Source organism: Enterococcus sp. AAFC-DPL-5182 (genome assembly GCF_058216605.1).
In genome coordinates this window covers 1,555,360-1,580,857 of the sequence record NZ_CM177101.1, presented here as the reverse complement: position 1 = coordinate 1,580,857, position 25,498 = coordinate 1,555,360, and the positions used below count along the sequence as shown (strand labels likewise).

The 25,498-nt window shown below is 35.3% G+C and carries 22 protein-coding genes and 2 riboswitches; of the genes, 6 read left to right on the top strand and 16 right to left on the bottom strand.

What is annotated here, in order from left to right; genetic code table 11:
- Nucleotides 1-248: 248 nt before the first annotated feature.
- A complete protein-coding gene (locus AC4BB7_RS07275) occupies nt 249-1,751 on the bottom strand; it encodes an Lsa family ABC-F type ribosomal protection protein (RefSeq protein WP_490484903.1) in 1,503 nt (500 codons plus the stop codon).
- Between the two features lie 518 nt (nt 1,752-2,269).
- Between AC4BB7_RS07275 and AC4BB7_RS07270 the strand changes: the two genes are divergently transcribed.
- From AC4BB7_RS07270 to AC4BB7_RS07260, 3 genes are all read left to right on the top strand, one after another.
- Nucleotides 2,270-2,653, top strand: coding sequence for a VOC family protein (locus AC4BB7_RS07270; protein WP_490484902.1), 384 nt, complete (start codon nt 2,270-2,272; stop codon nt 2,651-2,653).
- Between the two features lie 15 nt (nt 2,654-2,668).
- The gene (locus AC4BB7_RS07265) at nt 2,669-3,508 is read left to right on the top strand and encodes a Cof-type HAD-IIB family hydrolase (RefSeq protein ID WP_490484901.1); all 840 of its coding nucleotides are present in this window, start codon (nt 2,669-2,671) and stop codon (nt 3,506-3,508) included.
- A gap of 117 nt (nt 3,509-3,625) precedes the next feature.
- Nucleotides 3,626-4,477, top strand: a complete 852-nt coding sequence (locus AC4BB7_RS07260; protein ID WP_490484900.1) for a MurR/RpiR family transcriptional regulator — start codon at nt 3,626-3,628, stop codon at nt 4,475-4,477.
- Nucleotides 4,478-4,536: 59 nt separating this feature from the next.
- Here AC4BB7_RS07260 and AC4BB7_RS07255 read toward each other — a convergent pair whose 3' ends face one another.
- From AC4BB7_RS07255 to AC4BB7_RS07245, 3 genes are all read right to left on the bottom strand, one after another.
- Nucleotides 4,537-5,304, bottom strand: coding sequence for a zinc ribbon domain-containing protein (locus tag AC4BB7_RS07255; protein ID WP_490484899.1), 768 nt, complete (start codon nt 5,302-5,304; stop codon nt 4,537-4,539).
- A gap of 10 nt (nt 5,305-5,314) precedes the next feature.
- The gene (locus AC4BB7_RS07250; protein ID WP_490484898.1) at nt 5,315-6,502 is read right to left on the bottom strand and encodes a glycoside hydrolase family 3 protein; all 1,188 of its coding nucleotides are present in this window, start codon (nt 6,500-6,502) and stop codon (nt 5,315-5,317) included.
- Nucleotides 6,503-6,592: 90 nt separating this feature from the next.
- The gene (locus AC4BB7_RS07245) at nt 6,593-8,143 is read right to left on the bottom strand and encodes a zinc ribbon domain-containing protein (RefSeq protein WP_490484897.1); all 1,551 of its coding nucleotides are present in this window, start codon (nt 8,141-8,143) and stop codon (nt 6,593-6,595) included.
- Nucleotides 8,144-8,383: 240 nt separating this feature from the next.
- Between AC4BB7_RS07245 and AC4BB7_RS07240 the strand changes: the two genes are divergently transcribed.
- Nucleotides 8,384-8,782 (top strand): VOC family protein, encoded by a 399-nt coding sequence (locus tag AC4BB7_RS07240; protein ID WP_086312745.1) that lies wholly within the window; start codon nt 8,384-8,386, stop codon nt 8,780-8,782.
- Nucleotides 8,783-9,147: 365 nt separating this feature from the next.
- Here the strand turns inward: AC4BB7_RS07240 and AC4BB7_RS07235 are convergent, their stop codons facing one another.
- The 4 genes from AC4BB7_RS07235 to thiT form a co-directional block, all read right to left on the bottom strand.
- Nucleotides 9,148-10,449 carry an MFS transporter gene (locus AC4BB7_RS07235; RefSeq protein WP_490484896.1) on the bottom strand — a complete coding sequence of 434 codons (1,302 nt, stop codon included), beginning with the start codon at nt 10,447-10,449 and terminating at the stop codon, nt 9,148-9,150.
- A 578-nt stretch (nt 10,450-11,027) separates the two neighbouring features.
- Nucleotides 11,028-11,945, bottom strand: coding sequence for a hypothetical protein (locus AC4BB7_RS07230; protein ID WP_490484895.1), 918 nt, complete (start codon nt 11,943-11,945; stop codon nt 11,028-11,030).
- Complete coding sequence (locus tag AC4BB7_RS07225) at nt 11,938-12,477, bottom strand: sigma-70 family RNA polymerase sigma factor (RefSeq protein WP_490484894.1); 540 nt, start codon at nt 12,475-12,477, stop codon at nt 11,938-11,940. The genes AC4BB7_RS07230 and AC4BB7_RS07225 overlap by 8 nt, the downstream gene beginning before the upstream one ends.
- A gap of 135 nt (nt 12,478-12,612) precedes the next feature.
- On the bottom strand, nt 12,613-13,215 hold the full coding sequence (gene thiT, locus AC4BB7_RS07220; protein WP_490484893.1) for an energy-coupled thiamine transporter ThiT: 603 nt from the start codon (nt 13,213-13,215) through the stop codon (nt 12,613-12,615).
- 53 nt (nt 13,216-13,268) lie between these two features.
- Nucleotides 13,269-13,366: riboswitch (TPP riboswitch) on the bottom strand.
- A gap of 189 nt (nt 13,367-13,555) precedes the next feature.
- Between thiT and AC4BB7_RS07215 the strand changes: the two genes are divergently transcribed.
- On the top strand, nt 13,556-14,641 hold the full coding sequence (locus AC4BB7_RS07215; protein ID WP_490484892.1) for a zinc metalloprotease: 1,086 nt from the start codon (nt 13,556-13,558) through the stop codon (nt 14,639-14,641).
- 74 nt (nt 14,642-14,715) lie between these two features.
- On the opposite strand, the gene AC4BB7_RS07210 is transcribed toward AC4BB7_RS07215, so the two are convergent.
- Nucleotides 14,716-15,177 (bottom strand): DUF8821 family protein, encoded by a 462-nt coding sequence (locus AC4BB7_RS07210; RefSeq protein ID WP_490484891.1) that lies wholly within the window; start codon nt 15,175-15,177, stop codon nt 14,716-14,718.
- 218 nt (nt 15,178-15,395) lie between these two features.
- On the opposite strand from AC4BB7_RS07210, the gene nrdI reads away from it, so the two are divergent.
- On the top strand, nt 15,396-15,833 hold the full coding sequence (gene nrdI, locus AC4BB7_RS07205; RefSeq protein ID WP_490484890.1) for a class Ib ribonucleoside-diphosphate reductase assembly flavoprotein NrdI: 438 nt from the start codon (nt 15,396-15,398) through the stop codon (nt 15,831-15,833).
- A gap of 67 nt (nt 15,834-15,900) precedes the next feature.
- On the opposite strand, the gene AC4BB7_RS07200 is transcribed toward nrdI, so the two are convergent.
- From AC4BB7_RS07200 to AC4BB7_RS07170, 7 genes are all read right to left on the bottom strand, one after another.
- Complete coding sequence (locus AC4BB7_RS07200) at nt 15,901-16,419, bottom strand: hypothetical protein (RefSeq protein ID WP_490484889.1); 519 nt, start codon at nt 16,417-16,419, stop codon at nt 15,901-15,903.
- A gap of 307 nt (nt 16,420-16,726) precedes the next feature.
- Complete coding sequence (locus AC4BB7_RS07195) at nt 16,727-17,698, bottom strand: diaminopimelate dehydrogenase (protein ID WP_490484888.1); 972 nt, start codon at nt 17,696-17,698, stop codon at nt 16,727-16,729.
- Nucleotides 17,699-17,786: 88 nt separating this feature from the next.
- Nucleotides 17,787-19,373 (bottom strand): phosphatase PAP2/LCP family protein, encoded by a 1,587-nt coding sequence (locus AC4BB7_RS07190; protein ID WP_490484887.1) that lies wholly within the window; start codon nt 19,371-19,373, stop codon nt 17,787-17,789.
- A gap of 215 nt (nt 19,374-19,588) precedes the next feature.
- Nucleotides 19,589-19,756, bottom strand: a riboswitch (M-box (ykoK) riboswitch).
- Between the two features lie 163 nt (nt 19,757-19,919).
- Nucleotides 19,920-21,761, bottom strand: a complete 1,842-nt coding sequence (locus AC4BB7_RS07185) for an ABC transporter ATP-binding protein (protein ID WP_086312724.1) — start codon at nt 21,759-21,761, stop codon at nt 19,920-19,922.
- A 16-nt stretch (nt 21,762-21,777) separates the two neighbouring features.
- Nucleotides 21,778-24,159 carry an ABC transporter ATP-binding protein gene (locus AC4BB7_RS07180; RefSeq protein ID WP_086312722.1) on the bottom strand — a complete coding sequence of 794 codons (2,382 nt, stop codon included), beginning with the start codon at nt 24,157-24,159 and terminating at the stop codon, nt 21,778-21,780.
- Nucleotides 24,159-24,605: a MarR family winged helix-turn-helix transcriptional regulator gene (locus AC4BB7_RS07175; protein ID WP_086312720.1), complete on the bottom strand. Its 447-nt coding sequence runs from the start codon at nt 24,603-24,605 to the stop codon at nt 24,159-24,161. The genes AC4BB7_RS07180 and AC4BB7_RS07175 overlap by 1 nt, the downstream gene beginning before the upstream one ends.
- 364 nt (nt 24,606-24,969) lie before the next feature.
- Nucleotides 24,970-25,353, bottom strand: a complete 384-nt coding sequence (locus AC4BB7_RS07170; RefSeq protein ID WP_490484886.1) for a DoxX family protein — start codon at nt 25,351-25,353, stop codon at nt 24,970-24,972.
- Nucleotides 25,354-25,498 lie beyond the last annotated feature (145 nt).

Here is a 25,498-nt window from a genome sequence, read left to right as displayed (position 1 = left end):
TAACAATACGTCAATATCTCAGAGTTCACTCCTAAATAAAATCAAAAGTTGGACTACCAAACTCTTTGAGTCTCCCATAACAGATGATGTGCAAAAAAATCATGAACTGTTGCTTGGTATCTTCTATCTTTCCGGCCTTCTCCTCTCATAAGCATAGCGAATCCATACTTTATTGATTCTATCAATGAAAAACCTGTTAAAAAACTGTCAAACGACTTTATTATTTAGCATCGCTTGACAGTTTATCTTTATTTGATTTTAGTTAACGTAATCACTTGAGTCGCAATTTTTTCTAAAAAAGCTTGATCATGTTCTACTATCAACATTGTTGGTTTGACAGATAAAATCAATTTTTCTAGTTGTTCTTGATTAAAAACATCAAGATAATTCAATGGTTCGTCCCAAATATAAAGTTCCGCTGGTTGTGCTAAAGATTTTGCTAACTCAACTTTTTTGCGCTGTCCCATACTCATATGCTCGATACGATTTTGAAAAACTTCTCTTTCCATCCCTAATTTATGCAAATTATTAAGAAACTCTTGCTGGTTTAGTCCCTGCTCTTCAGCAAATTCTGGTAAAGTTCCTTGATTATCTTCATAATTTTGACGAACGTAGCTAATGTTTACTTGAGTTGGTCGCAGAATGTCTCCTTGGCTTTCTCCATCAAATTGATCAAGTAAAAATCGAATAATCGATGATTTTCCAGAACCATTTTGCCCTGCCAATGCAATACGTTGACCTTGGTTTAATTCAAAAGACACTTTTTGAAACAGGTCTTGCTCCTGATAACCTAACACCAAATTTTGAACTGTCAGTAACCGTCTGTGATGCCCAGGCTGATAGTTCATTGTCAAAGGATCGATATACTCAATATCTTTTAAAAGACTTTCTTTTTCTGATAGTTGTGTTTCCATACGATGTTCAATCGTCTTTGAACGTTTCATTGTACGAGCAGCTCTTGCGCCGATAGCACCAGTATCAAAAATTGCCCCGCTCCCTTTTTCAGAAGCTTTGCCATATTTATCTTGCTCCTTGGAACGTGACCATTCAGCTTTTTCAGCAGCTGTTTTTCTCAGTCGATTAACTTCTTTTTTTAATTTCTCATTTTGAGCGAATTCAAATTCATCTTTAATTTTCTTTTGCTCTTCATAGACAGAAAAATTCCCTTGATAGAGCTCTAATTGGCTTTTTTCGATTGATAATACATGATCGACAACCTCATCCACAAAGGAACGATCATGGCTAACGACGATAAACCCTTGGCGCTTTTTTTTCAAATAATCGGCAACTTGTTTTCGACCTACAATGTCCAGATGATTGGTTGGTTCATCGATCAATGGAAAATGATGACCATCAATAAACAGCAAGGCCAATAAAACTTTGGTTTGTTCGCCACCAGAAAGGGTCTCATAATCACGCCATAAAATTTCTGGATCAACTTGTAGAAGATTTAGCTCACGCTCAATTTCCCATTGTTCAAAATCACTGATTTCTTGCAGCACATAATACGTTAATTGTTGTTTATTTTTAATTGGTTGCGGGAAATACAGAAAATCTAATTGATGATTGATTTGACCACTATACGGCAGTTGATTCTGTAAAATTTTTAGTAATGTTGTTTTGCCACGGCCGTTTCTTCCTATCAAGCCTAATTTCCACTGGGTATCAAAGTTTAAATTTGCTTGATCAAAAAGTAATGTTCCTTGAGTATCATAGCCGAATGTTATATTTTTTAGTTCAATTTTTGACATAGTCTCACCTCATTAAGAAAAGCGGAAGGAAATCATTCTTCCCTTCTGTTCTTTTCAGAATCGGCAACGCGTTTACGAGTACACAAAAAGACCCATACGCTGAAAAATTAATGCCAATTCTGAAAATCTGCACACTGCTCCCTTGAGATTTCTCAAGTTACAGTCTGAATGCAGCTTCAACAAATTGACTTAATTTTTCAACGCACGGATCCCTCACTTCGTTTTTTATTGCATTCAATATATCATGCTTATTTTGTTTTTGTCAATAAGCTTTACTTTTAAAGCTGGCAAAGTTGGATAAATAACGTACAATATACTTCATATGAACAAACTTTTTCACATTTAACCATTCACCGTCATGATTTTTGAAAAAAAACTTTCAACTTCTCGAATAGTCCCCTTTTACGTTTCATTATCCTTTATACTTGAGTAGTCAACAGATTCTTGCATTTCTTGGTTTGATCAAGAATAACTCATTAATCTGATTCGCTGTACTTTAAGGCAAAGGAGAGTTTATTATGAAAATCGAACACGTTGGTTTATGGGTTAAAGATTTAGAAAACATGCGTGCATTTTATGAAACTTATTTCAATGCTACGTCCTCTGAGCTTTACCACAATCCTAAAACAAGTTTCCACTCTTACTTTTTAACTTTCTCTGATGGAGCTAGACTTGAAATCATGCAACGAGGTGATATTACTACTCGAACTATGGGAAAAGAAATTTTAGGTTTTGCTCATTTAGCAATCTCTTTAGGCAGTAAAAAAACTGTTGATAACCTCACCACCATCTTGGTTATGGAAGGATACGAATTAATAAGTCCTTGCCGTACAACAGGCGATGGTTATTATGAATCTGTGGTCGCTGATCCAGAGGGAAATCGCTTAGAATTAACTATTTAAAATGGAGGCAGTAAGATGAATGTAAAAGCAATTGTTTTAGATATCGATGGAACACTTTTAAATGATGAAAAAAAATTGACCATTGCCACAAAAGAAGCCTTGATCGAAGCTCAAAAAAATGGCATCAAAGTCATTCTTGCTTCTGGTAGACCAACGCCAGGTATGTTGAAACATGTCGATGAATTAGAAATGGCAAAATATAACGGAATGATCGTCTCTTACAACGGAGCTCATGTACTGGATGTCAGCACTCAAGAAGAGCTATTCAGTCAGCCACTTTCAATTGAACATAGTAAAAATATATTGGAACATCTTAAACAGTTTGATGTGAAGCCGATGATTGCTAAAAATGATTATATGTATGTCAATAACGTTTTTGACGGTATTCTAGATCTAGAATTTGCAAATGGATCATTTAATATTATCGAATATGAAGCACGCGGCGGAAACTTCCAATTGTGCGAAAAAAAAGATTTAGCGGCATTCGTTGATTTTCCATTGCATAAAATTCTTGTTGCCGCTCAACCTGAGTACTTACAAGAAAATTGGCAAAAAATTCTTGCTCCTTTTGAACAATCTGTCAGCGGTGTTTTCTCCGCCCCAATGTATTTTGAATTTACAGATAAAGGAATCGATAAAGCAAATGCCTTGGCGCAAACGTTGCAACCATTAGGAATCGATAAAGAGCATATTGTATCATTTGGCGATGGTCATAACGACCTATCTTTGATTCAATACGCTGGAATGGGGATCGCCATGGGCAATGCCGTTGATGAGTTAAAAAGTGCAGCTGATAAAATCACGTTGTCCAATAACGAAGATGGAATCGCTAAAGCATTAGCCGAATTACTATAAATTAAAGAAATAGATCAGGATTGATTTACGCCTGATCTATTTCTTTTAAGTTATACACACATACAATAATCAGGTATAATTCATTTAGACTAACCGAACTGAAAGGTGTTTTATAGAATGAATTTAATCCTTAAATTGAAAAATTTAGACAAACTTACCACAAGCGAAACAGCTCTTGTCAATTATATACTTGATTTTCCAGAAAAATTGATTCATTTCTCGCCGAAAGAACTGGCAGAGCATTCTTTTGTATCTATTTCAACGATATACCGTTTGATCAACAAGCTGGATCTTGATGGATTGAATGATCTTAAACTAGCCTTAGTCAATTATTTAAACGAACATACTACAGAACAGATTATTGATGTTGATTATCCGATTTCTGCAGAAGATAATCATTATGCAATGACAAAAAAATTAAAGGCCGTCTATGAACAAACGTTACAATCAACGATCGATGCAAATACGGTTGAAATGATGGCTCTTGCTAGCAGCCTTCTTGAGAAGTCAGATTTTATCGATATCTATGCCTCTTCTGCGAATATTTATTTTGCACAGAATTTTCAATTTCAAATGCAAGAAGTTGGAAAAAGGATCAATGTTCCTATCGATGATTACATGCAAAACTTAGCAGCCGCAAACAGCACGTCTGATCACTTATCCATTGTGGTTTCTTACGGTGGTCGTGGCTCTAGTGTTAAAAAAATTTTGAAGACTTTAACAAATAATAAGAGTAAAATTTTGTTGATTACATCAAAGAACAATCCGCTTCTTACTGAAAAAGTAGATGGTATTCTGCTATTTTCTTCGTTAGAAAATCACTACAATAAAATTTCTTCCTTTTCAACACGGACATCTTTGATGTATCTCTTTGATCGATTATATCTTAGTTTTTTTAATCAGGATTATGAAAAAAATTTAGCGTATAAATTAGAAAACTATCAAAAGATGAATCCGGATTTGATTTAAGTACATCGAAAAAAGACAACTCCTCTAAAAAGGTAGCTGTCTTTTTTCATTTTACTAGTCTAAGAAAGAAGTTCTATAAAAATATTGAGCACTTTTGATCCACCTAATAGCTTAAATAGGAAGAAAACAACGTTTAAAGATAGATACAAAATAAAAAGAGTCAAACCAAAGCGACCAATAACATCACTTCTATGCCATAAACTTTCTGCAAACGAAAAGCTAATCAACAATGCGGATAGAAACACTAACCCTATCACAAACATATATGAATATTCACCTGGCATAAAAGACAGCAAAACCGCAAATAAGCTAATATAAACCGTCAAACTAGCTGGACTAAAAAGAGCGTCGAATGCCTCTGTAAAAACTATTTTCGTCTGAAATAATTTGTTTACCATGAAAAAATATACTAAAACAAAAATGAAATAATAAATCCCCATCATCAGTAAACTTTCTATAAACAATGACAATGGTGTTTCATCCGTATGTCCACTTATGCTTAAAATACTTCGACTGACGGCTAAACTATTCAAAACAATCAATAACAGAAAATTAACAACTCCGAACATCGGGATGCTTTGTTTATTCTTTCCTCTGATTTGAGTATTTAGCCAACTAAAATAATTTTTACTTTCTTTGGTTAGTTGCTGAACAGTTTGATTATTTTTCAGTTGTTCATTCAAATTTGATTGAAGTTGCACTCCTTTTTCTAGAACTGATTCTACTGTCATTGCCTCTGTTGTTACTTGAATTCGATTTTTACCACATGCTGGACAGAATTTTGCCTCATTCTTTATTTCTTTGCCACACTGAATACAATATTTCATCTTTACACCTCTACCAATTTATTAACCCCACGTTATTTTTCATTTTTAATACTCGATAAACCGATTGATTCAATGCCTCCTCTGTATACTCGCCTCGCTCGATTCCTTGTAAAACATATGGAATCTGTTCTTGGAAGGAGGAAGATAAAATCATATCATTGCCTGCTTTTAATGCTGCAAGTCCTGCTTCTTCTTGAGAAATAAAATCGGCAAGTCCTGCCATATCCATATCATCCGTCATAATCACATTTTGGAACCCTAATTCGTTTCGTAAAATGTCATGGACTGGTCGAGAAATCGAAGCCGGCATTGCTCCGTCAATACTCGTAATAATGTTGTGCGAAACTAAAATACTATCTGCCCCTGCTGCAATCCCCGCTTTAAACGGTAAAAAATCATTACTTCTTAACTCATCTAAACTACGAGTATCATAAACGATTTCCACATGGGAATCACGGTTATTTCCATAGCCTGGGAAATGTTTCAATGTTGACGTAATTTTTTGTTTTTTCAATTCCTCTACGCTGATTTTCACATATTCACTTGTTTGCTTTGCGTCAAGTCCTAATGTTCGATCATAGATAAACGCCTGCGGATCTGTTGCAACATCTGTATCTGGAAATAATCCACTGTGGATCCCATATGAATGTAGAATTTCAGCTTTCTTTTGAATATCTGAACGAATCCCAGTCCAACCCGATTCTTGATAGATTTCTTGTGGTGACTTGAATACCTCTGGCACTAAATCCGTCCCTCTACTCAAACGTGAAACAGTACCACCTTCTTCATCTGAAGCGATAAATAAAGTAATTTTACTTGTAGATTGATAGTCTTTTATTTTTTTCTTCAGTAAATTTGGTGTTTCCGTCTCGACATCACGACCGAATAACAGATAACCGCCTAAATGATACTCTTGAATATTTTCTAGTTGTTCCTCAACTGGCACTCGAGCCAAAAATAATTGTCCAACTTTTTCTTCCACACTCATTGAAGCAATCATTTCATTGATTGCTTTTTCTTGATTCTTTACTGGATTTTCTCCATTTTCTTTTGTTGAACTTGATATCGTATTTACCGTTCTTGTACTTGATGTCGCTGTACTTTCCTGTTGTATTGTTTCTTTTTGACCAAACAACAAAATCACCGCTAAACTAATACCAAAAATCACTAGTAAAATAAGAATTGCACTGATAATCATCTTTTTTGTATTAATGGTGTTTCCTCCTTAAAAGGCTGGGCAACGTTATGAAGTGAGATAATTAAACATGGAAAAAGTCCAATTGGCTTTTTATTCGATTCCTCCATTATCCACTACTTCAAAATTCTCTTTGCCGCCTAAGCTTTGAATAGTGAACTTCTTTTCTTCTTCATTATAAACAAGTGTTGCCTTTTGATAACGGAAAATTTGTGTTACATCTTTTTGTTTGTAGTCTTTATAAATTGTTTTGTATTTGATCAAGTAACGAACATCATAAGTATTTTTACCTATCATTTTAACCGATTCTACTGTGGGAGAACCATTTACTGAACTTTTGATTTTGCTATCTCGAACAGATTGAATGAACGTATCAAAATCTTGATACTCTGCGTTGTCTTTCCCTTCTTTAAAATAACTTGAAAATTTTTGTTTTGTAGTTTCATCATACGTTGCATATGTTCCTGTGAAGTTGGAGACATCTGAATAAAAACCGTTTAAAAAAAATTCAACATCTGATTTTTCTTGTATACCGGAAAAATCAGAATTAACAATCGAAAATTTGGGATCGTAACGACTTGCTTCAAAAGAAGAATCATCAATTACTTGCTGTTTTGTCATGATAACACTTTTATCTTCTAATGTCTTTTTCAGTTGAACAGTCATTCCTTGTTGCCATATCTTGTCTTTTACTTCATATTCTCCAGCAGATAATACGCCGACTTTTTTATCATTGAGAAAAACTTCAGCGTCAGAAATGTTCGAGCGCAACTTAAATGAAATTTTACGAAAGTCTAAACTTACTTCACTCATTTGATCTATTCCAGAATTTTGAGATTGTACTAAATCAATGGTTGTTTCGCTTTTTTCCCCTGCTAACTCACCTTTGATCGTATATTCAGCGGGCGTCAACGGTCCCCAAACAGTTTGAAACTGCTGTTTATCGGTTGTTTCCTTTTCTTGATTATCCAAAAATAGTATCATGCCTTTTTGATTAGCTGTGATTGTGATATAGCTAGGCTTTAACTCCCAAAGGTACTCATCAAACATCAGAAATTTTTTCCCTTTTTTTGTGAATGTTAATGCTCTTGTTTGATTCGTGTTATCGCTTAGCTGAGTAATCAGTGTGGAAAAGGCTGCTTTATGCTCGTTACGCCCATAATAATCGAAATACTTTTTTAGTTCTTCTTTGGTTACATTATAATTGGGATCGGCTGAAACCGTCAATTTTTCCATCTGACTTATATCTTTGTTCTTAACGACGGCTACCATTCGTTTTAGTTGATTTTCTTGACTATAATAATTTTTCGCAGCAAAATACGAGCCAAAAATGATACATAGAAAAACTATAGCTAGACTGAGTAAAATTTTTTGTTTTTTGCTCATGGATGTTTTGACATTACTAGTTTGACTATTCTCAGCTTTGGTTTTACTTTCTTGTGATATGGCTTTCCCACAAGTTGGACAGAATCGATCCTCTTCCCCTAATTGTGCCCCGCAGGAACAGCTATTTTGGTCAACTGTTTTAGGATTGACTTCTGTTTCTAGTGTATCGTTCTGAGCAATTTCCAGTTGCTCACCGCAATTTTCACAAAATAGTGCTGCTTCTTCATTTTCATGATGACATGATTTACAACTCTTCATTCTTTCTCTCCTATTTTTTTATTCATTTTTATCTCCTCTCTTATCATTCTATTTTATACACAAAAAGTCAACTATTTTTGCGATTAAACTATATATAAATTAAAAAATATTGCTAAAATGAGCTTGTCTACTCTGATTTAAATATCAGATCAAATTTAATTCTTTATTTTTGACAAAAAAATGACCACATGAGATGCTTTAAACGTAATCAACAAAATAAAGAGAGAAGGTTGGATTTTTATGTCAACAATGGTATTTGTGAATTTTCCAGTCAGTGATGTGAAACGTTCTACAGAGTTTTATGAAAAATTAGGGTTTAAAAAGAATGAAGAATTTTCTAATGAAGAAACAAGCTCAATGGTTTGGGACGATAATTTCTGGATTATGTTATTGAATCATGATTTCTACAGTAAATTTATCAAAGACAAAAAAATTGCGGATGCAAAATCTACTAGCGGTGTTTTGGTGGCTTTCAGTCTTGAAAGTGCTGATGCTGTGAAGAAATTTGCTGAGACAGCTAAGGCAAATGGCGGTGATTTTTATAAAGTTGATATGGGAATTCCAGAAGATATGATGTTTGGACTTGAAGTGCAAGATCCAGATGGAAATTCTTTGGAACCGACTTGGATGAAGATGTAAATTAAATATTGTTAGTTGAAAAACCATCGGCTAAACTTGTCGATGGTCTTTTTTTGTAACAAAACGAATTAGTTTTGTTATGACTTATGCTTTTTTACAGTATCTCGTTTCTAAAATGTTTGTGCTATTCAATAGGACATGATATCCAAGCAAAAACTGCAGAAATTCTCTATTCAGGGAAAGATAAAGTTGCTCATCTTACTTTTAGGTATGATCAAACAGATGAGTTACTTGGAAAATCGCAAATTATGTTTAAAAATCGATTTACTTTGATTGATAAAGATTCGAATTAATTGAATTATGGTTATAAAAGTAAAAAGATCGGAGAAATCTCCAATCTTTTTTTGTTTGTCTTTCTCATTCAGCTAAAACTCTTCATTTTTCAACTTTTCTAGTTCGAGTTCTTTTTCTTCCACCAATCTTTTCTGCAATTCCTTATCATAATTTCTCGCAACTGGTATCATAAAATTGATCACGCCGCAGACAATCGCACCAACTCCTGCTATCACAAACATCTTTTCAACACCGATTTTATCCGCTAAAGGTCCTGCAAAAAGTAAGCCTACAGGGCCTGTAATACTTAGCAATGAATTCAACACGCCTAATACACGTCCAAGTACATTCGGCTCATAGCTTTGCTGGATCATCGCCATCAATAAGGTATTAAAATAGGGAGTTGCAAAACCTGCAATCGCATTTAAGAGGACAAAATAGAGAAAGCCTTTACTCGTTGCTGGTAATAATCCGCTCAAGCCAATCGTTACACCAATCACAGCATAAGCAAAAAAGATCAAGTTCATCCGATTTTTCCAATTTCCAAAAATCCCGATCACAGCCCCACCAATCAACATTCCTACTGAATAGATCACTTCTACCAAACCAGCTTGCCCCACAGTTCCATTAAAATAATTCATTGTCATCAAAGGATACAAACTTGCAGCTGGCATAAATAATAACATAAAAATCGCTCCAACGATCGTGATATACCAAAGGCCTTTATTTTCAAATAATTTTTTAAATCCAAATTTAGTATCTTCGAAAAGGTGGATAGCCTCCCCTTCCGAAGCGATTTTTGGAATCATGACAAACATCAATAAACCAACCCCAAAGACAGCACCAAGAACATCTAGCAAAATCAGGAAATTCATTGGAATCATTGAATACAATACTGCACCTAATGCTGGCGCAATGATAAAGTTCGCCGATTGCACCATGCTGAATTGTCCATTGACCTTCGTCAACTCATCTTCTGGCACCATCGTAGGTAATATCGATTGGATCGTCGGCATTTGAAACGTTTGAGCAATCGAACGAACTAATAGCGAGACAAAGACGAGCCACAGAGGAAAATCTGCTGAAATCGTTCCAACGATTGATAAGATCAGTGCAAAAATCGCAACAACAATATCCGTCACGATCAGTAACACCTTTTTATTCCAACGGTCAATCAACGGTCCTGCAAATGGGCTTAATAATACCATCGGCAACATCCCTAAAAGCATCGCAAAACTCAAAATAGTGGCAGAACCAGTTGTCTTTGTCAAATACCAGATAATAGAATATTGTACCGCCATGCTTGTGATGCCTGATAAAAACTGTCCTGTTAAAAACAAGTAAAAGTTTTTTTTCCATTTCGTAGGCCCAAATAAAGTTGGATTTTTAGACATATAAACACTCCTCGAATGATTTATTATTATTTACGTTAAAGTTATAATAATCTCTCCTAATTTTGAGGTGTTTGTCCAAAATTAGAACAGCCTAGCCTTTTTTAAACGGATCGAATGGATAGTTGCCTTTATTATGTAGATCATTTGATTCTTTCCTATCTTTGTCAGTTTTCTATAGGTTGATTTTACCTGACGTGTTCTTTTCAAACAAGTATTTGATTTTGCTCTTTGTACTAATCACTAGACTATACCAAAAGGTTCTGAACTATAACTTTTCCAGTTATAATTCAAAACCTTAAAGTTCTAGTATATAATTTTATTGCGCTCTTCCAACCAACAATGAGTCTTTTTTTCCTTCATAATAAAACACCTTTTCCATTCTTTAAGTGATACTTCACTTTATTTTTAATACTAAAGAGGCTTACTTGATTTCAAGAATCATCTATTTTTATGCTCATTTATTTTTTGTAAGAATGCTACTAGCTGAAAAACGTTTTGTCGTTCTTCTTTATGGTCTTGCAGATCGTTTCAACTTAACCTTTAAAACAGCCCATACGATTTCAGTAAATTTCATAAAATTATTTAATTGGCTTCATGACTGTCACGGATTCTTCTTTATACTCTTTTCGATCTTCCGATTTTTCAAGAGAATTAGACAATGGCCATAAGATAATATTTTCCCCATCCCAGTACATACTTTGACCAACAGTATATCCACCATAATTTACTAAAATATGATTTCCGTTCACTTCATACGTTGTCGTTAGCCATCTGTCCTCGCCATCAAGTTTCTCCTTTCGTAGAAATCCGTCAAAAGTAACCGTGCTATTTAAGCCGTCATTTCCTTTAATAATGGCGGTCCATGACGAATAGGCTGTCAAATCTGGATCAATTGCAGGTTTCAATTTTTTGATTGTTTCTTCTGTATACGAAAAAATTTCTTCGTTATGAGGCTCTAAGATCATTCGTTTAAGGTCAGATGATTTCGGTTCTAGAATCAAGTTTGCGCCTTCCATTTTGACTTGATATAATTGGACATCTGCTACTAATTCATCTTTATCGTTAAATACACCAGAAAAAATAGTGAGTTGATCCCCTTCAAGGGTATATTTAGGTTCCATAAATGTAAAATACTTGATGATTATACGAACTTCACCTTCATTAAACTGATAATAATTCTCTTCACTTTGAACTTTCCAATACTTCGTTGACTGTAGCAATTTTGCTGAAATAGTTTTGGCTGGTTCAATTGCAGTTGAAATTTCAGAAGCTGGTTTGTTCGGTTTTTCGGTTTTCGGCCACATCAAGGTACCAATAAAAAACAAACATATCATGACTAAACTAGATAAAATAATTTCCCCCCATTTGTATTTAGACATGAGGTATCGACCTTGCTCCCGTTCTGAATTTCCACTTAGTGCTGTGAGTGATTCTTCTTCTGGTACTTCGATTTGGTTCATTGCTTTTTGTAAAATATTCTTCTCATTTTCAGACATAATAATCCTCCCCTAATACTTTCCTAAGTGCTTCACGTCCTCGTTTCAAATTCGTTTTGACTGTTCCTTCTGGCATCGTTAATAGTTCACTGATTTCTTTCACAGAAAAACCTTGGTAATAAAATAATTGTAAAATCAAACGGTATTTATCCTCTAAATTCATGACCGACTCTAATACATCGATTGCTTGATTTTCATTTTTTTCTAAATCAGCTTCCTCTTCAAATTCTGGGCTATTTTGTAACTCACGGATTTGAATTTTTTGTTTGATTACTTTGCTCGCTTGTCTTGCCATGATCGTACAAAACCACGTCAAAAAGTAGCTAGGCTCTTTTAGCGTATGAATCGAGCTCATCGATTGAATGGTTGCTTCTTGCATGATGTCTAGCGCGTCTTCTTTGTTGCCAATGTAGATATAGGCCATTTTATAAATGTACTCGTGGTTTTTACGTAAAATTTTCCCTAACGCTTTTGTATTTCCTTTGATTGCTTTTTTGATCAGTAAAAGTTCTGAATAAGTAAACTTCCCCATTTTCTCACCTCTTCACCCTAATAGTGTAAAAAAACTCCTAGTAGGTTTCAATTAATTTTTTTATACATAAAAAAAGAGCTAAACCTTTATTCGGCTTTAGCTCAGTTTATTAATTTATTTCAAATGCCCACTATTTTATTCAGTTTCATTATTGTGCTGACTAATTTGTGCCTTTTTGGTCGGAAGAAACAGTTTAGGATTGATTTTAAGTAATAATAACAGCACAACTGACGTTGCGATTGCCGTAGCCACACCACTTAGTCCATTCATTACAAATGAAAATAACCAAGGATTCATGCCCCACAGCGCAAAGCTTCCCCAGAAAATGACTCCTGCGATAAAGTGCCAAAAATAGCGCATAAGTGTTCCGAAAAAAGAAGCATAAAGAATAATTCGACTACTCTTCCCATACTCTTTATTGCCAATTGCTTCTTGCAACTTCCCACTATATACTCCTGCAAAACCGGCAAACCCAAACGCCAAAATATACTCAATAATCACTTGGACAGGCATCAAATAATACACCTGAGCCGTTGGAAAATGCAACAAGCCCCAAATAAAGGCAGAAAAGAATCCTGCTTTGGCTCCTCTTCGTAAAGCAAAAAGAGTGATCGGAATCATCCCTAATGAGATTGAAAAACTACTCCCAATATTCGTTGGAACAAAAGATAAGACCATCGCAATCGCTGCAACGATCGTTCCTTCGATCCATACTTGTAACGCCTGTTTTCTTTGCATAAAAAAATCCTCCCTCTAGAACGACCGATTCACAAAGGAGGAGTAAAAGTTGCTATTTACTCCATCACAATTCCTACGCTCGTACTAACGAACAGGTTCAAGGGTTTAGAGTGGTTACTCATTCTCAGCCAAGGCTCCCCTTTGTGATGGGTTCTATTTAATTTTTAGTGGTTGTTTGTATAACAACATCAAAATCGTAACATGCTCTTCATTAAAAGTAAAGGAATTAAACATCTTCTTTACTACTGAAGTAGTTTTTTCAATAAAATAGCCGAGTATTAAACTTGATTCATTCTCTCTTTGATTTTAAGGTAGAATAAGGGATAGAAGGAGGAGTAATATGAAAATGAAATTGAAACAAGTTATTTCTATTTTGGTGATGTTGGTCGTTGGAGGAGTAAGCGGTTATTTTGCGGGGTATTTATTAGCAGATAATACTTTGTCTGGATTTGATATAGTGGTCTTTTTCTTCGCAATAGGTATTTCATTTGTTCTCCATGTTATCATCCATGAAGCTGGACATGGGATTTTTGGACAATTAACTGGATATAAAATGGTAAGTTATCGGATTTTTTCTTTTATGTGGGTCTGGAAAAAGAATGGGACTATCGTCTTTCGTCGCTTGAAAGTTCCAGGAACTTTAGGACAATGTTTGATGGCACCTCCGCCTTATCAAAAGGGACGCTTTCCATTTCGTTTATACTTATTAGGTGGTGTTTTAGCAAATATAGTAACCAGTAGCATTATTGGGATTTTATTGGTACCTCATTCTATGATTGCTGCAGTTTTTGTTCTTACAGGTATTTTCATAGCTGTTACAAATGTTTTTCCGATGGGCTTTAATGATGGAATGAGTCTAAAAATTGCTTCTTCTAGTGAGGAACAGCAATTTTTGTTATATGTACAATTTGAAGTGAATTATCAGCTGAATCAAGGTTTGACTTACATGCAACTTCCTGATAGCTATTTTGATTTGATGCCAACAGAACCTAAGCAAACCTATTTCAACGAGTATCAGCAATTTTTACAAATCGCTCGATTGGCAGAAGCCTTCGATTGGGCTGGTTTAAATAACATATTAGAATCACTATGGAGTCAATTAGATAACTTGATTGAGATCTACCAAATAGAAGTGAAAAAAGAGTTGATTTTCTCTTTATCCATCACTCACCCTGATGATCCTCGAATCACTCAATTATGGACGGATAAAAAAGTAAAAATGAGTTTGAAGCAACCTTTAATGGGGAATAAACGAATAGAAGCAGCTTATTATTATTTTGTTAAACATGACACTCAGTCTGCTTTAGATTGTTTAAAAGCTGGAAAAAAATTAGTTAATAAAGCACCGAATGCTGGTGATGCTAAGGTAGAGATGAAGCTGAATGATTGGCTCTATGAGAAGTTTTACTGCAACGATCATACTTAATTTTATAAAAAAAGTGATTAGATCGATTTAAAAAAATCAATCTAATCACTTTTTACATTTTAGCTCAAATTATATTAGTACTTCCCTTTTATCACGAAAAAAGAGCCGCGGATCGTCCCCGCCAGTTTTGACTTTTGTCGTGCAAATTTAAACTTACCTTCAAATTCTGCTGGAATATCCATCCCATCAGATAACTTAAACCCAACAGCACGTTTCCCACCTTCTTCAAGTGTATACATCACATTAACAGCTAAACCATTTTCATAAAAAACGTAAGCCATCTTGATACCATCTACTTCAAAACTTGAAACCTCTAACGCTTTATAAGGAAATGTCATCTGACGTTCTGCTAACACTTTTTCGATCCATGCTAAGATTTCAGGATCATCACTTACCGGTACAGTTACGAATTCATGTTTGTATTTGTTCCAATAGTAACGAGCTTCATTTGCACGTAAACCTGCCAATGCATCTGCCACTGGAGATGTTTCAAAACCAACTGTTGAGACATTTTTAAAATCTACTTTATAAGACATATTGGCTCCTCTTTTCTTTTTATATGAACATTATATGCAATGTATAAGCGATTGACAAATATTAAAACTGAGTGTATTTTTTCCCGTTTGTGACTTTTATCTGAATAGAATTAATAAAAAAGTTGTAAATTTGTCGATCATTTACTATAGTTAGATTAGCTCGTTTGTGCTAAAATGAACAATCGCTTTAAATCTTAAAATTTTTAGGAGGGTAAACATTGAGAATCCTTTATATATCAATATCAGGTAATACCCGCTCTTTCGTAAACCGTCTTGTTTCATATGCTGCTACTGAGCATAACACTCAAATCGAAGTAAAAGAAATTCAAGAGAATTCGACTCTTGAAAAAGAAACAACATCTTTTTTCACTTTCGTACCAACTTACTTAGATGGAGGAAATGGAGTTGATAATGGTGATACAGAAATTCTTACGGAAACGATGAGAGAATATCTAGAGTATCAGGAGAATTTCCGTTATTGTTTAGGTGTAGTCGGCAGTGGAAATAAAAATTTTAACCACCAATATTGTTTAACTGCTAAACAATATGCTCAGAAATTTGATTTTCCTTTTTTAGCTGACTATGAGCTTCGTGGTACACAAGAAGATTTAGAACATGTTTTTAATGTTTTGTCAGTGGCTATTTCTAACATTTAAAAAACTCTTTGAATACTCTAACAAACAACGAGGCTGGGATATGATGATGTCCCAGCCTCGTAACTTTTTACTGAAATTTCCACTTTGTTTCATCGTAACCACTAGCTTCACCAACACTGATATAACTCAGTATACCACCACCCCAAAAATATGTATTGATCGGGATGCCATTGTGAAAAATTTTGTAGTAACCGTCCCCTTTGTCAACAATGATAAAACGTTTCGCATTACTTTTAGTATCTAAATAAATATAACCTCTAGTTGAAAAGTTCCAATAATCATAACCACTCGTATATGGATTAGCTGATCTGATCGTATATATGTTTAACCCTTCATGATCTAAATAAACACCATCACTACTCGTACCTAAAACAGCGTACTCCCAATTGCCAACTTCTAGGGTTTTTCTAAAGTTACCTTTAAAGTCCCCATTCATCGTATAAGCACTCATCTTTACTTTTTTCCCAGTTGGCGGTGCTGCTTGTGCCGTTACGCCCAAATATAAACTTACTCCAAATAGACTACTAAGCAATAGTAACGTTGTTATGACTTTTTTGACCCTTGATTTCTTTACTTTCTTTTCCATTTGCATCCCCTTATCTTTCATTGATAGTTTTTTCACAAATCAATCATAAGGTAGTTTCAAAATAAATAACAGTTCAAATTCGTTTTTACAACATACAAAAATGGTCTCTTTCTTTAACATGTTTGTCCACTCTTTCCCTAAACGTTATTTAAGTCTTATACAATCACAATCAATTTCTAGTCTATCAAAATTATCCCGTAATCTAGTCATTATCTTCATCTCAAAAGATTATTTTGACCCATTATTAAACAATAAAAAGAGAATGCTACAATTTAACATTCTCTATATGTTCTTGATTTAGTTTTTTTTACAATAACTCTTTTCTCAATTCCTCGTCTGTTCGAGTAGACAAATATTTAGGCGCAATATCCAAAACAGTATATGCCCCAAATTGTTTTTCCCTAGCCAAACGAACACAGGCTCTAGCATAAGCAACTAAGACACTTGCCGTAAATTCGGGATTACTCTCCAGCTGTAAATTATATTCGATGACTTGCTTGGTATTTTCATGTGTTGTTCCTGTATGCAGTACCGTGCCGCCATGAGGCATCGCTTTATGTTTTTGATCCAATTCAGACTGAGAAATAAAATGAACCTCAGTATCATAATCTGCAAAGTAATTCGGCATTGTAATGATTTCTTCGCGAATTTTTTCTGCCTGTGATTCATTTTCAAGCACAACAAAACATTCTCTAAAATGTTTATCTCGAGTAGTCAAATCCAGTTGTTCTCCCGCTTTGAGCTTCTCTATAACATCATTGTTTGGAATTGTATATTGAACGGCATCTAATACACCGTCGATTCGTCGTAATGCATCGGAATGACCTTGGCTAACACCTTTACCCCAAAATGTATTCGTCTGTCCAACTGGTAAAATGCTTTGTGCATACAAACGATTCAAACTAAACAAACCTGGGTCCCATCCTGTTGAGATAATCGACGTTGTTTGATTTTCTTTTGCTACTTGATCCACTTTCGCAAAATGCTCTGGAATCTTAGCATGTGTGTCAAAGCTATCGATCGTGTTAAATAAATGAGTCCACTCCGGCGTTTGCGTTGGCAAATCTGTCGCTGAACCGCCGCAAAGAATGCAGACATCGATTTCACCTTTTTTGTGTTTCAATTGCTCCATCGTAAATGCTTTAGAACCTTCTGTTTGCACCGTTTCAGGAGCTCTTCTTGTAAAGACACCGACTAATTCCATATCTTTGTTTTGTTTGATCGAACGTTCAACCCCGCGTCCAAGGTTTCCATATCCAATGATTGCTACTTTTATCATACTAACATTCCTCCACTTCTATAAATCAGATTATACCAAAAGAAAAAGACATCTGACAATTGGAAGTTGAAAAAACGAGTTCCTTCTTTTACTGATCCATTATATTCAATTGTTTTTTTAATTCCGTGGTGATTTTTTGCTTTTCCTCATCTGAAATACTCTGATAAGAAATCCCTTCTTCCCCAGTATAGCCATCACCTGTAAATCCTTCCCCTTGCATTTGATAACTTTCAATGTTTTCTAAGGCTTTTTGATAATTTTTCATTAAAAGAGTCATTTGATCCAGGGTCATATCGGTTTGACCATTTTCTCCTATTATGTCGAGTAATTCTTGATAACGAAAAACACTTTTCATCGAAGTTAATTCTTTGGTAAGCTGAATCGTTACCTCTCGCTGCCTCTTTTGTCTGCCGTAATCGCCTAAAGGATCTTCATAGCGCATTCTCGCATACTGTAATGTTTCCCAGCCGCCTAAATGCTGTTCCCCTTTTGGATAATGAATTCCTTCTGCATCAAACTCAAAATCATTATTGACGGTGACACCGCCAACTGCGTCACTTAAAGCTGCTAAACCATCCATATTGATCACAAAATAATGATTGATCGGGATATCTAAATAATGTTCAACCGTATCGATCATCATCTCGTCTCCACCAAAGGAATGAGCATGATTGATTTTGTCATAGACGCCATCTTTCCCAATGATTTCGACATAAGCATCTCTGGGAATACTTGTGATCGTAGTTTTCTTCAATTGATTATTGACGGTGACCACCATAATCGTATTTGCTCGAAAATCTGTTTTGCGTTTAGAATCATTTGCGATACCTAAAAGTAAGAAACTCGCAGGTTCACTATTTCCTAACTCTGCGGCTTTATTTTTTCGATTTAGTGGCTGATACATTTTATCGGCAGTTTTTTGGACTTTTTGAAACACCGCAGCACCATAAGCTGAAGCTCCAGCAACGACTAGTAAAAGCACTGTTAGCGTGCCTAAAATAGTTCTTTGAATGAACTTTTTTTTAGCAATAGGGGTAGAAAATTCTCTATTAAGGTACACTCTTTGCAAGAAAACAAAAGAGAACTTGACCCAAGTATAGCTTAAAAGAAAACCTGCAAGCACATCACTTGGATAATGAACTCGTAAATAAATCCGGCTCAATCCAATCAAAAGAACATAAACGATCAAAGTGTTTTTTAAAAACTTGTAATGCTTCATTTCCTTTGAATAAACGGTTTGTAAAATCAAGATCATCGAACAAGCTAAGCACATGGCTAAGAGCGAATGCCCACTTGGAAAACTATAGGAAGTTCGTTCAGCCAACTGTTCTACATTTGGTCTTTGCCGCGCCACAAGCTGCTTTAAGACAAATCCAAAAGCGCTGACTACTAAGACATTACTACTTAGCCAAACCGCCAATAACTTATGTTTATTTCGCCAAAGTATAAATGAGACTATCAAGCTAACAACAAAAATCGGCACGATCGTAGCACTTTTGGCAACTAAATCCACAATACTGGTCAGTAATTGACTCGGTTTCCAATTAAAGTGATAAATCGCTGAATCTAACTGAACAAACCATGATTCTTGTTTTACAACTAAAAAGGTTAGCAATGAAAAAAATACGACACTTAAAACTGCTGGAGTAAATTTCTTTTCTTTCAACGTATACATGTGATAAATCCCTTCATTCATATATTCAGTAAAACAACCAAGTTAAAGATTATTTCCAAGTAGTTTTCACAGGAATATCATACAACTAAATAGATCACTAAATGATTTTGCCCCTTAATTGGCAGTAGTGAATCATCTAACGGTATACAGTTGGAAAACTCTTATTCACCAAAAGAAAAAAGCCAAACATGCTTTCCCTAAGACGTTTGACTTTCAATCAATCTCATCGTCTGAGTTTTAGCACTATACAACGTAAAGAAAAGTTCTTAGCTATTTTATGAAAAGCCTTAATTCGACAATTCCTGTTTTACACATTGGCGTCTTTCGACGTTTCTGCGCAATAGCCTGTGTTTGTATAGGAGCCTCACCTAACAAGGTTATTTATCTATTTATTTTGTTAAATAGTAACGCTGGTAAAAAAAATTTTCAAGTTATTTTATGACTCTTTAGTTTTTCTTAATTTAAAATTTGAAAAAGATAGCACCCGTAAACAAGCAGAAGCAATCATCAAAATAGTATTGATGATTGCTTCTGCTATACTCTATTTTACTCATCTAACTCTTCAAATTGTGAGTTATAAAGTGACGCATAATAACCGCCTTGAGCAAGTAATTCTTCATGTGTTCCTTGTTCTTTAATATCGCCATCTTGCATATACAAAATCTTATCCGCATCTTTGATCGTTGATAAACGGTGCGCAATAACAAATGACGTACGACCAGCCATTAAATTATTCATAGCACCTTGAATCAAGCCTTCTGTTCTGGTATCAACAGATGATGTTGCTTCATCAAGGATCAAAATCGGTTTATCAGCTAAGATTGCGCGGGCAATTGTTAAAAGTTGTTTTTGACCTTGGGAAATGTTGGAAGACTCTTCATTTAATTCCATATTGTAACCACCAGGCAACGTTTGGATAAAGTGATGAACGTGAGCCGCTTTCGCGGCTTCATAGACTTCTTCATCCGTTGCATCTAAACGACCATAGCGTAAGTTTTCCATGATGGTTCCTTTAAATAACCAAGTGTCTTGTAAAACCATCCCAATATTTTTACGTAAATCTGCACGATTAAAGTCTTTGATATTATGACCATCGATTTTGATTGCGCCAGATGTTACATCGTAAAAACGCATCAATAATTTAACCATAGTTGTTTTACCTGCACCAGTTGGTCCAACGATTGCCACTGTTTGGCCGGGATCAACATGTGAACTGAAATCATTGATAATGATTTTGTCTGGTGTATACCCGAAACGAACATGTTCAAAATCGACCATCCCTTTGGCTTTGTCGATTTTAACTGGATTTGGTACTGTTTGTGCTTCTTCATCTTCTTCAAGAAATTCAAAAACACGTTCAGCTGCTGCTGCCATTGATTGGAGTAAGTTTGATACTTGAGCCAATTGGGCAATAGGTTGTGTTAAGTTACGAACATATTGGATAAACGCTTGGATATCTCCGACCGTGATCGTGCCATTATAAGCTAAGATCCCACCAAAAATCGCTACTGCAACGTACCCTAAATTTCCAACAAAGTTCATGATCGGTTGCATCAAACCTGAAAGAAATTGGGATTTCCAAGCTGATTTGAATAAGACATCATTTTGTTTTTTAAATTCTGTAAGTGAATTTTCTTCATCATTGAATAGACGTACGATGTTATAACCACCGATGGTTTCTTCTACTTTACCATTGATCACGCCAAGATATTCTTGTTGTGTTTTAAAGTATTTTTGCGAATTTTTCACAACGATCAAAATTAAGATCATTGAAATTGGGACGATCAAAATCGCAATACCTGTCATTTGCACAGAAATCGATAGCATCATGACAATAACACCAATGATAGTGAATACTGATGTAATCAGCTGTGTGATCGATTGGTTTAATGATTGACCTAGAGTATCCACGTCATTGGTGATACGAGATAAGACTTCACCCGTTGTACGACTTTCAAAATAATTCATTGGCATACGATTGATTTTTTCTGAAATTTCTTTACGCATGCGATATGTGATTTTTTGCGAAATCGTTGACATGATCCAACCTTGAATGATCCCAAAAGCGGATGCCACTAAGTAGAGCCCTAACATAAAGAGTAAGATTCCACCAATTTTATTAAAATCGATTCCGCCAGTTCCTTGATATTTTTTGATTAAACCATTAAACAATTCTGTGATTGCTTGGGATAAAATTTTTGGACCCCAAATATTAAATACGGTTGAAGCAATTGCAAAGATCATTACAAAGAAAACGGGTATTTTATAAGCACCAATATAGGAGATTAATTTTTTTAGTGTTCCTTTAAAATCTTTGGCTTTTTCCACTGGAGCGCCATGCCCAGGTCCGCGTCCGCCACGAGGGCGATTTTGTGTTTGTTCTGCCATTATTCTTCGCTCCTCCCTACTCTGCTTCTTCTATGCCTAATTCAGCATTACTCAATTGTGATTGAGCAATTTCTTGATAGACAGTGGATGATTTCATTAATTCATCATGTGTTCCATGATCTACAACACGACCTTCGTTCAATACGATAATATTATCTGCGTGAAGAATCGTAGAGATTTTTTGAGCAACGATGATTTGCGTCGCACCTTTGATATTTTCAGATAAGGCTTTTCTCAACGCCACATCTGTTTTATTATCCAGTGCTGAGAATGAGTCATCAAAGATCAAGATTTTAGGATTTTTCGCTAAGGCACGAGCGATGGATAATCGTTGTTTTTGTCCACCAGAAACGTTCGTTCCACCTTGAGAAATTTCCCGATCGTAGCCTTTTTCATTTGAATCGATGAATTCTTCAGCTTGAGCAATTTCAGCTGCTTTTCGCATTTGTTCATCCGAGATATTTGCATCCCCAAATTTGATATTTGAGGCAATATCACCTGAGAATAAGATCCCTTTTTGCGGCACAAATCCAATGATTTCATGTAATTTATGCAAACTCATCTCACGAATATCGATGCCATCGATCGTAATTCGCCCACCTGTTACATCAAACAAACGTGGGATCAAGTTAACGATCGTTGATTTGCCTGAACCTGTTGAACCGATCAACGCTGTTGTTTGACCTGGTTTTGCCGTAAAATTGATATGATGTAAGACATCTTCATCCGCATCGCCGTAACGGAATTCTACCGCTTCAAATTTCACTTCACCTTTGAAGTCATGGTCATCTTTAGGTTGTTCTGGATCTTTGATCGTTGGTTCTGTTTCGAGAACTTCTTCCACACGACCAGCAGCAACATTAGCACGAGGTAAGATAATTGAAACCATTGACAACATCATAAAGGCCATAACGATTTGCATCGTATACGTAATAAAGGCCATCATATCCCCAACTTGTAATTGACCGTTATTCATATTATGTCCGCCGACCCAAACGATCAAAACTGAAATACCATTCATCAATAACATCATGACTGGCATCATAATAGACATTGCACGGTTAACGAATAATTGAGTTTTCATTAAATTCGTATTCGCAACATCAAAACGCTCTTCTTCGAATTTTTCACGTGAAAATGCACGAATAACAGGTAATCCAGTGATGATTTCACGAGAAACCAAGTTGACTCTATCCACTAAGTTCTGTAATGCTTTAAATTTAGGCATTGTTGTTACGAGTAAGCTTAGGACTAACACTAGAACTGCTGCGACAGCTACACCGACGATCCAGCCCATACCTGTTCCTGTTTGATAGACATTATAAATCCCGCCAATACCTAATATCGGTGCATATAACACGATACGCATGATCATTACGATTCCCATTTGCATTTGTTGGATATCATTGGTATTACGTGTAATCAATGAAGCTGGAGAGAATTTCTCCATTTCAGTATTTGAAAATTGCAATGTTCGTTCATATTGACCGACTCGCAAGTTTCGCCCAACAGAAGCTGCTACTAATGAGGCGATCAACCCAACAATGATTGCAGCCACTGCAGAAACAAGGGTTAAGAGAACCATTTTAGTTCCTGTTTTGACCATATAATCTGTTTGAATTTGTTGCGTATTCATATCTAGTGCTTTATATTCAGCAAGGGTCAATTGAATCCCTACTGTTTTCATTGAATCTGCCCCTAAATCGCCTAAGCTGTTTTTAGTCTCTTTACGAGCGGCTTCGACTTTTGCAGGCATAGCATCTGTCGTTGTTTTGATTGAGTCAGCTAACGCTTTCGCTTCTGCACCTTTTGCTTGTGCTTTTGCAGCCAACTCTTGAGCTTCAGTCCCTTTTTCAGTTGCTGTAGCACTATCTGTTGCTGAGGCTGCCGCAGCACCTGCTGCTTTTGCTTGTTCTCCTAATGTTGTTGCTTCTTCACCAAGCTGTTTTGCTTTAGCAGCATCTTCTCCAACTGCTTTATAATCGTCGATAATTGCTTTTGCTTCACTACCACTAGATGAATCTTTAGATTGAGCGGAAGCAAGCATCATCATCGGTAGATTAAAGATATCAGCTAACTTAGCTTCGGTCATACCGTCTTGAAGATTTAATGTATAAACTTCAACTTCTTTTCCATCAATTTTTTCAGTCGTTAATTTATAGTTGTCTTCAATTGTTTTTTTCTCATCGTCTGTCATGAACATTTCGATGCCCTGAAGAGTTGTTTTCCTGATTTTTTCAGGTGTAGAATATTCAAGCCCTCCTTGTTGAATACCGACATCGACGATTCCCGATGTTAATTTTGGTAAGCTTAAATCACTATTTGCCTGTACGACTAAAAGCACAAGAACTGCGATGACCGCATACCAGTATTTGCCGAGATATTTGAAAATCTTCACTATTGGTCACCTTCCTCTTTCTGGGAAATTTGTTGGGAGTAGTCTACGAATTTCGCAGTTAGCTCGATGAACTGTTTGGTGTCTGTTTCTCCCATTAGTTTAAAAACCTGAACGATCTTATCGCGCATTTCTTTCTTTTGCAGTTTTGCTGCTTTTTTCCCGCACTCCGTTAGCGTAACGTTGATACGGCGGCGATCATCTGGATCCATTTTCCGTTCGATTTGTCCTTTTTTTTCTAAACTTCCTAAGACAACGGCGATACGAGCGCTAGATAAATTCAATGATTCAGCGAGATGCTTTGGGCTAGTTGGCTCCCCATAACGATGTAGAAACTTAATAACAATACTTTCACCTTGATTGCTCTTTTCTAGTCTACTAAATGCGCTATGTCGATTTTGAACCATTAGACGCATAAGTTCTTGTTCGGCCTCTTCTGCGAATGACATATGACTCCTCCTTTTTTCAAAATAGTTACTTCTACCATTAATAGCTAACAGTGTTAGTAACTAATGCTGTTTGATATTAACGCAAATAGCTTTTGATGTCAATAGGATTGGCTCAAAAAATTAAATGAATACGGTTTTATTTAAAAATCTTTAGTCATTGAATCTGATTGACAAGCTTTTTTATAGTTTAGCACGCGCTACAACATGCTCATTTTGAATATGTTTCACTAAAATACTTTATTCATATCAACTGAGTGAAGGTAAAATTCTTAATCTAATATATTAAAAAAAGCAATAAATCGAAATAAAAATCGATTTACTGCTTTTTTCATTATAGCTTTAATTCATATTACCTTTATTTAAATTAAGCTGGCGGTATGAATTGAATAATTTTTTTGTTGAAATGTGAGTAACCACATACTACTGACATAACGATTAGCAACAACTCTAATTCATAGCCACCAACAAAACCACTTCCAGATTTTAACATAAACATAGCTGAGCCTAGAATAGCAATAAAACCTAGTGAAACCAAAGGTACTAGTAAACCAATAATCATAAAAATACCTCCGCCAACTTCGATCAGTGCAATAATTACAGGCATGAAAGCTGGTAGACCTAAGCTAACAAAGAAATCAGTCGTTCCTTTTAAATCTGAAAACTTTGCTATACCATGTATTGCCATAGTAATCCCTAACGTTATTCTTAGTAATAAAAGACTCGTGCTTGTTGCGTTTTTTAACTGCATTAATTTTGTATCCTCCTTTAATTGATGGTTTATTATATCATGCAAAAAGAGAACTTACAATAAGTAAGCTTAAAATATTTATTATTCTTTTATTAAAGTATTTTTACTTTTTAGACACAAGAAAAGCACTTAGCTAGATCACTAA

Excerpts from the sequence above, each read along its gene's own strand:
- AC4BB7_RS07275 (WP_490484903.1), bottom strand. The coding sequence starts at position 1,751 with ATGTCAAAAATTGAACTAAAAAATATAACATTCGGCTATGATACTCAA.
- AC4BB7_RS07270 (WP_490484902.1), top strand. The coding sequence starts at position 2,270 with ATGAAAATCGAACACGTTGGTTTATGGGTTAAAGATTTAGAAAACATG.
- AC4BB7_RS07265 (WP_490484901.1), top strand. The coding sequence starts at position 2,669 with ATGAATGTAAAAGCAATTGTTTTAGATATCGATGGAACACTTTTAAAT.
- AC4BB7_RS07260 (WP_490484900.1), top strand. The coding sequence starts at position 3,626 with ATGAATTTAATCCTTAAATTGAAAAATTTAGACAAACTTACCACAAGC.
- AC4BB7_RS07255 (WP_490484899.1), bottom strand. The coding sequence starts at position 5,304 with ATGAAATATTGTATTCAGTGTGGCAAAGAAATAAAGAATGAGGCAAAA.
- AC4BB7_RS07250 (WP_490484898.1), bottom strand. The coding sequence starts at position 6,502 with ATGATTATCAGTGCAATTCTTATTTTACTAGTGATTTTTGGTATTAGT.
- AC4BB7_RS07245 (WP_490484897.1), bottom strand. The coding sequence starts at position 8,143 with ATGAAGAGTTGTAAATCATGTCATCATGAAAATGAAGAAGCAGCACTA.
- AC4BB7_RS07240 (WP_086312745.1), top strand. The coding sequence starts at position 8,384 with ATGTCAACAATGGTATTTGTGAATTTTCCAGTCAGTGATGTGAAACGT.
- AC4BB7_RS07235 (WP_490484896.1), bottom strand. The coding sequence starts at position 10,449 with ATGTCTAAAAATCCAACTTTATTTGGGCCTACGAAATGGAAAAAAAAC.
- AC4BB7_RS07230 (WP_490484895.1), bottom strand. The coding sequence starts at position 11,945 with ATGTCTGAAAATGAGAAGAATATTTTACAAAAAGCAATGAACCAAATC.
- AC4BB7_RS07225 (WP_490484894.1), bottom strand. The coding sequence starts at position 12,477 with ATGGGGAAGTTTACTTATTCAGAACTTTTACTGATCAAAAAAGCAATC.
- thiT (WP_490484893.1), bottom strand. The coding sequence starts at position 13,215 with ATGCAAAGAAAACAGGCGTTACAAGTATGGATCGAAGGAACGATCGTT.
- AC4BB7_RS07215 (WP_490484892.1), top strand. The coding sequence starts at position 13,556 with ATGAAAATGAAATTGAAACAAGTTATTTCTATTTTGGTGATGTTGGTC.
- AC4BB7_RS07210 (WP_490484891.1), bottom strand. The coding sequence starts at position 15,177 with ATGTCTTATAAAGTAGATTTTAAAAATGTCTCAACAGTTGGTTTTGAA.
- AC4BB7_RS07200 (WP_490484889.1), bottom strand. The coding sequence starts at position 16,419 with ATGGAAAAGAAAGTAAAGAAATCAAGGGTCAAAAAAGTCATAACAACG.
- AC4BB7_RS07195 (WP_490484888.1), bottom strand. The coding sequence starts at position 17,698 with ATGATAAAAGTAGCAATCATTGGATATGGAAACCTTGGACGCGGGGTT.
- AC4BB7_RS07190 (WP_490484887.1), bottom strand. The coding sequence starts at position 19,373 with ATGTATACGTTGAAAGAAAAGAAATTTACTCCAGCAGTTTTAAGTGTC.
- AC4BB7_RS07185 (WP_086312724.1), bottom strand. The coding sequence starts at position 21,761 with ATGGCAGAACAAACACAAAATCGCCCTCGTGGCGGACGCGGACCTGGG.
- AC4BB7_RS07175 (WP_086312720.1), bottom strand. The coding sequence starts at position 24,605 with ATGTCATTCGCAGAAGAGGCCGAACAAGAACTTATGCGTCTAATGGTT.
- AC4BB7_RS07170 (WP_490484886.1), bottom strand. The coding sequence starts at position 25,353 with ATGCAGTTAAAAAACGCAACAAGCACGAGTCTTTTATTACTAAGAATA.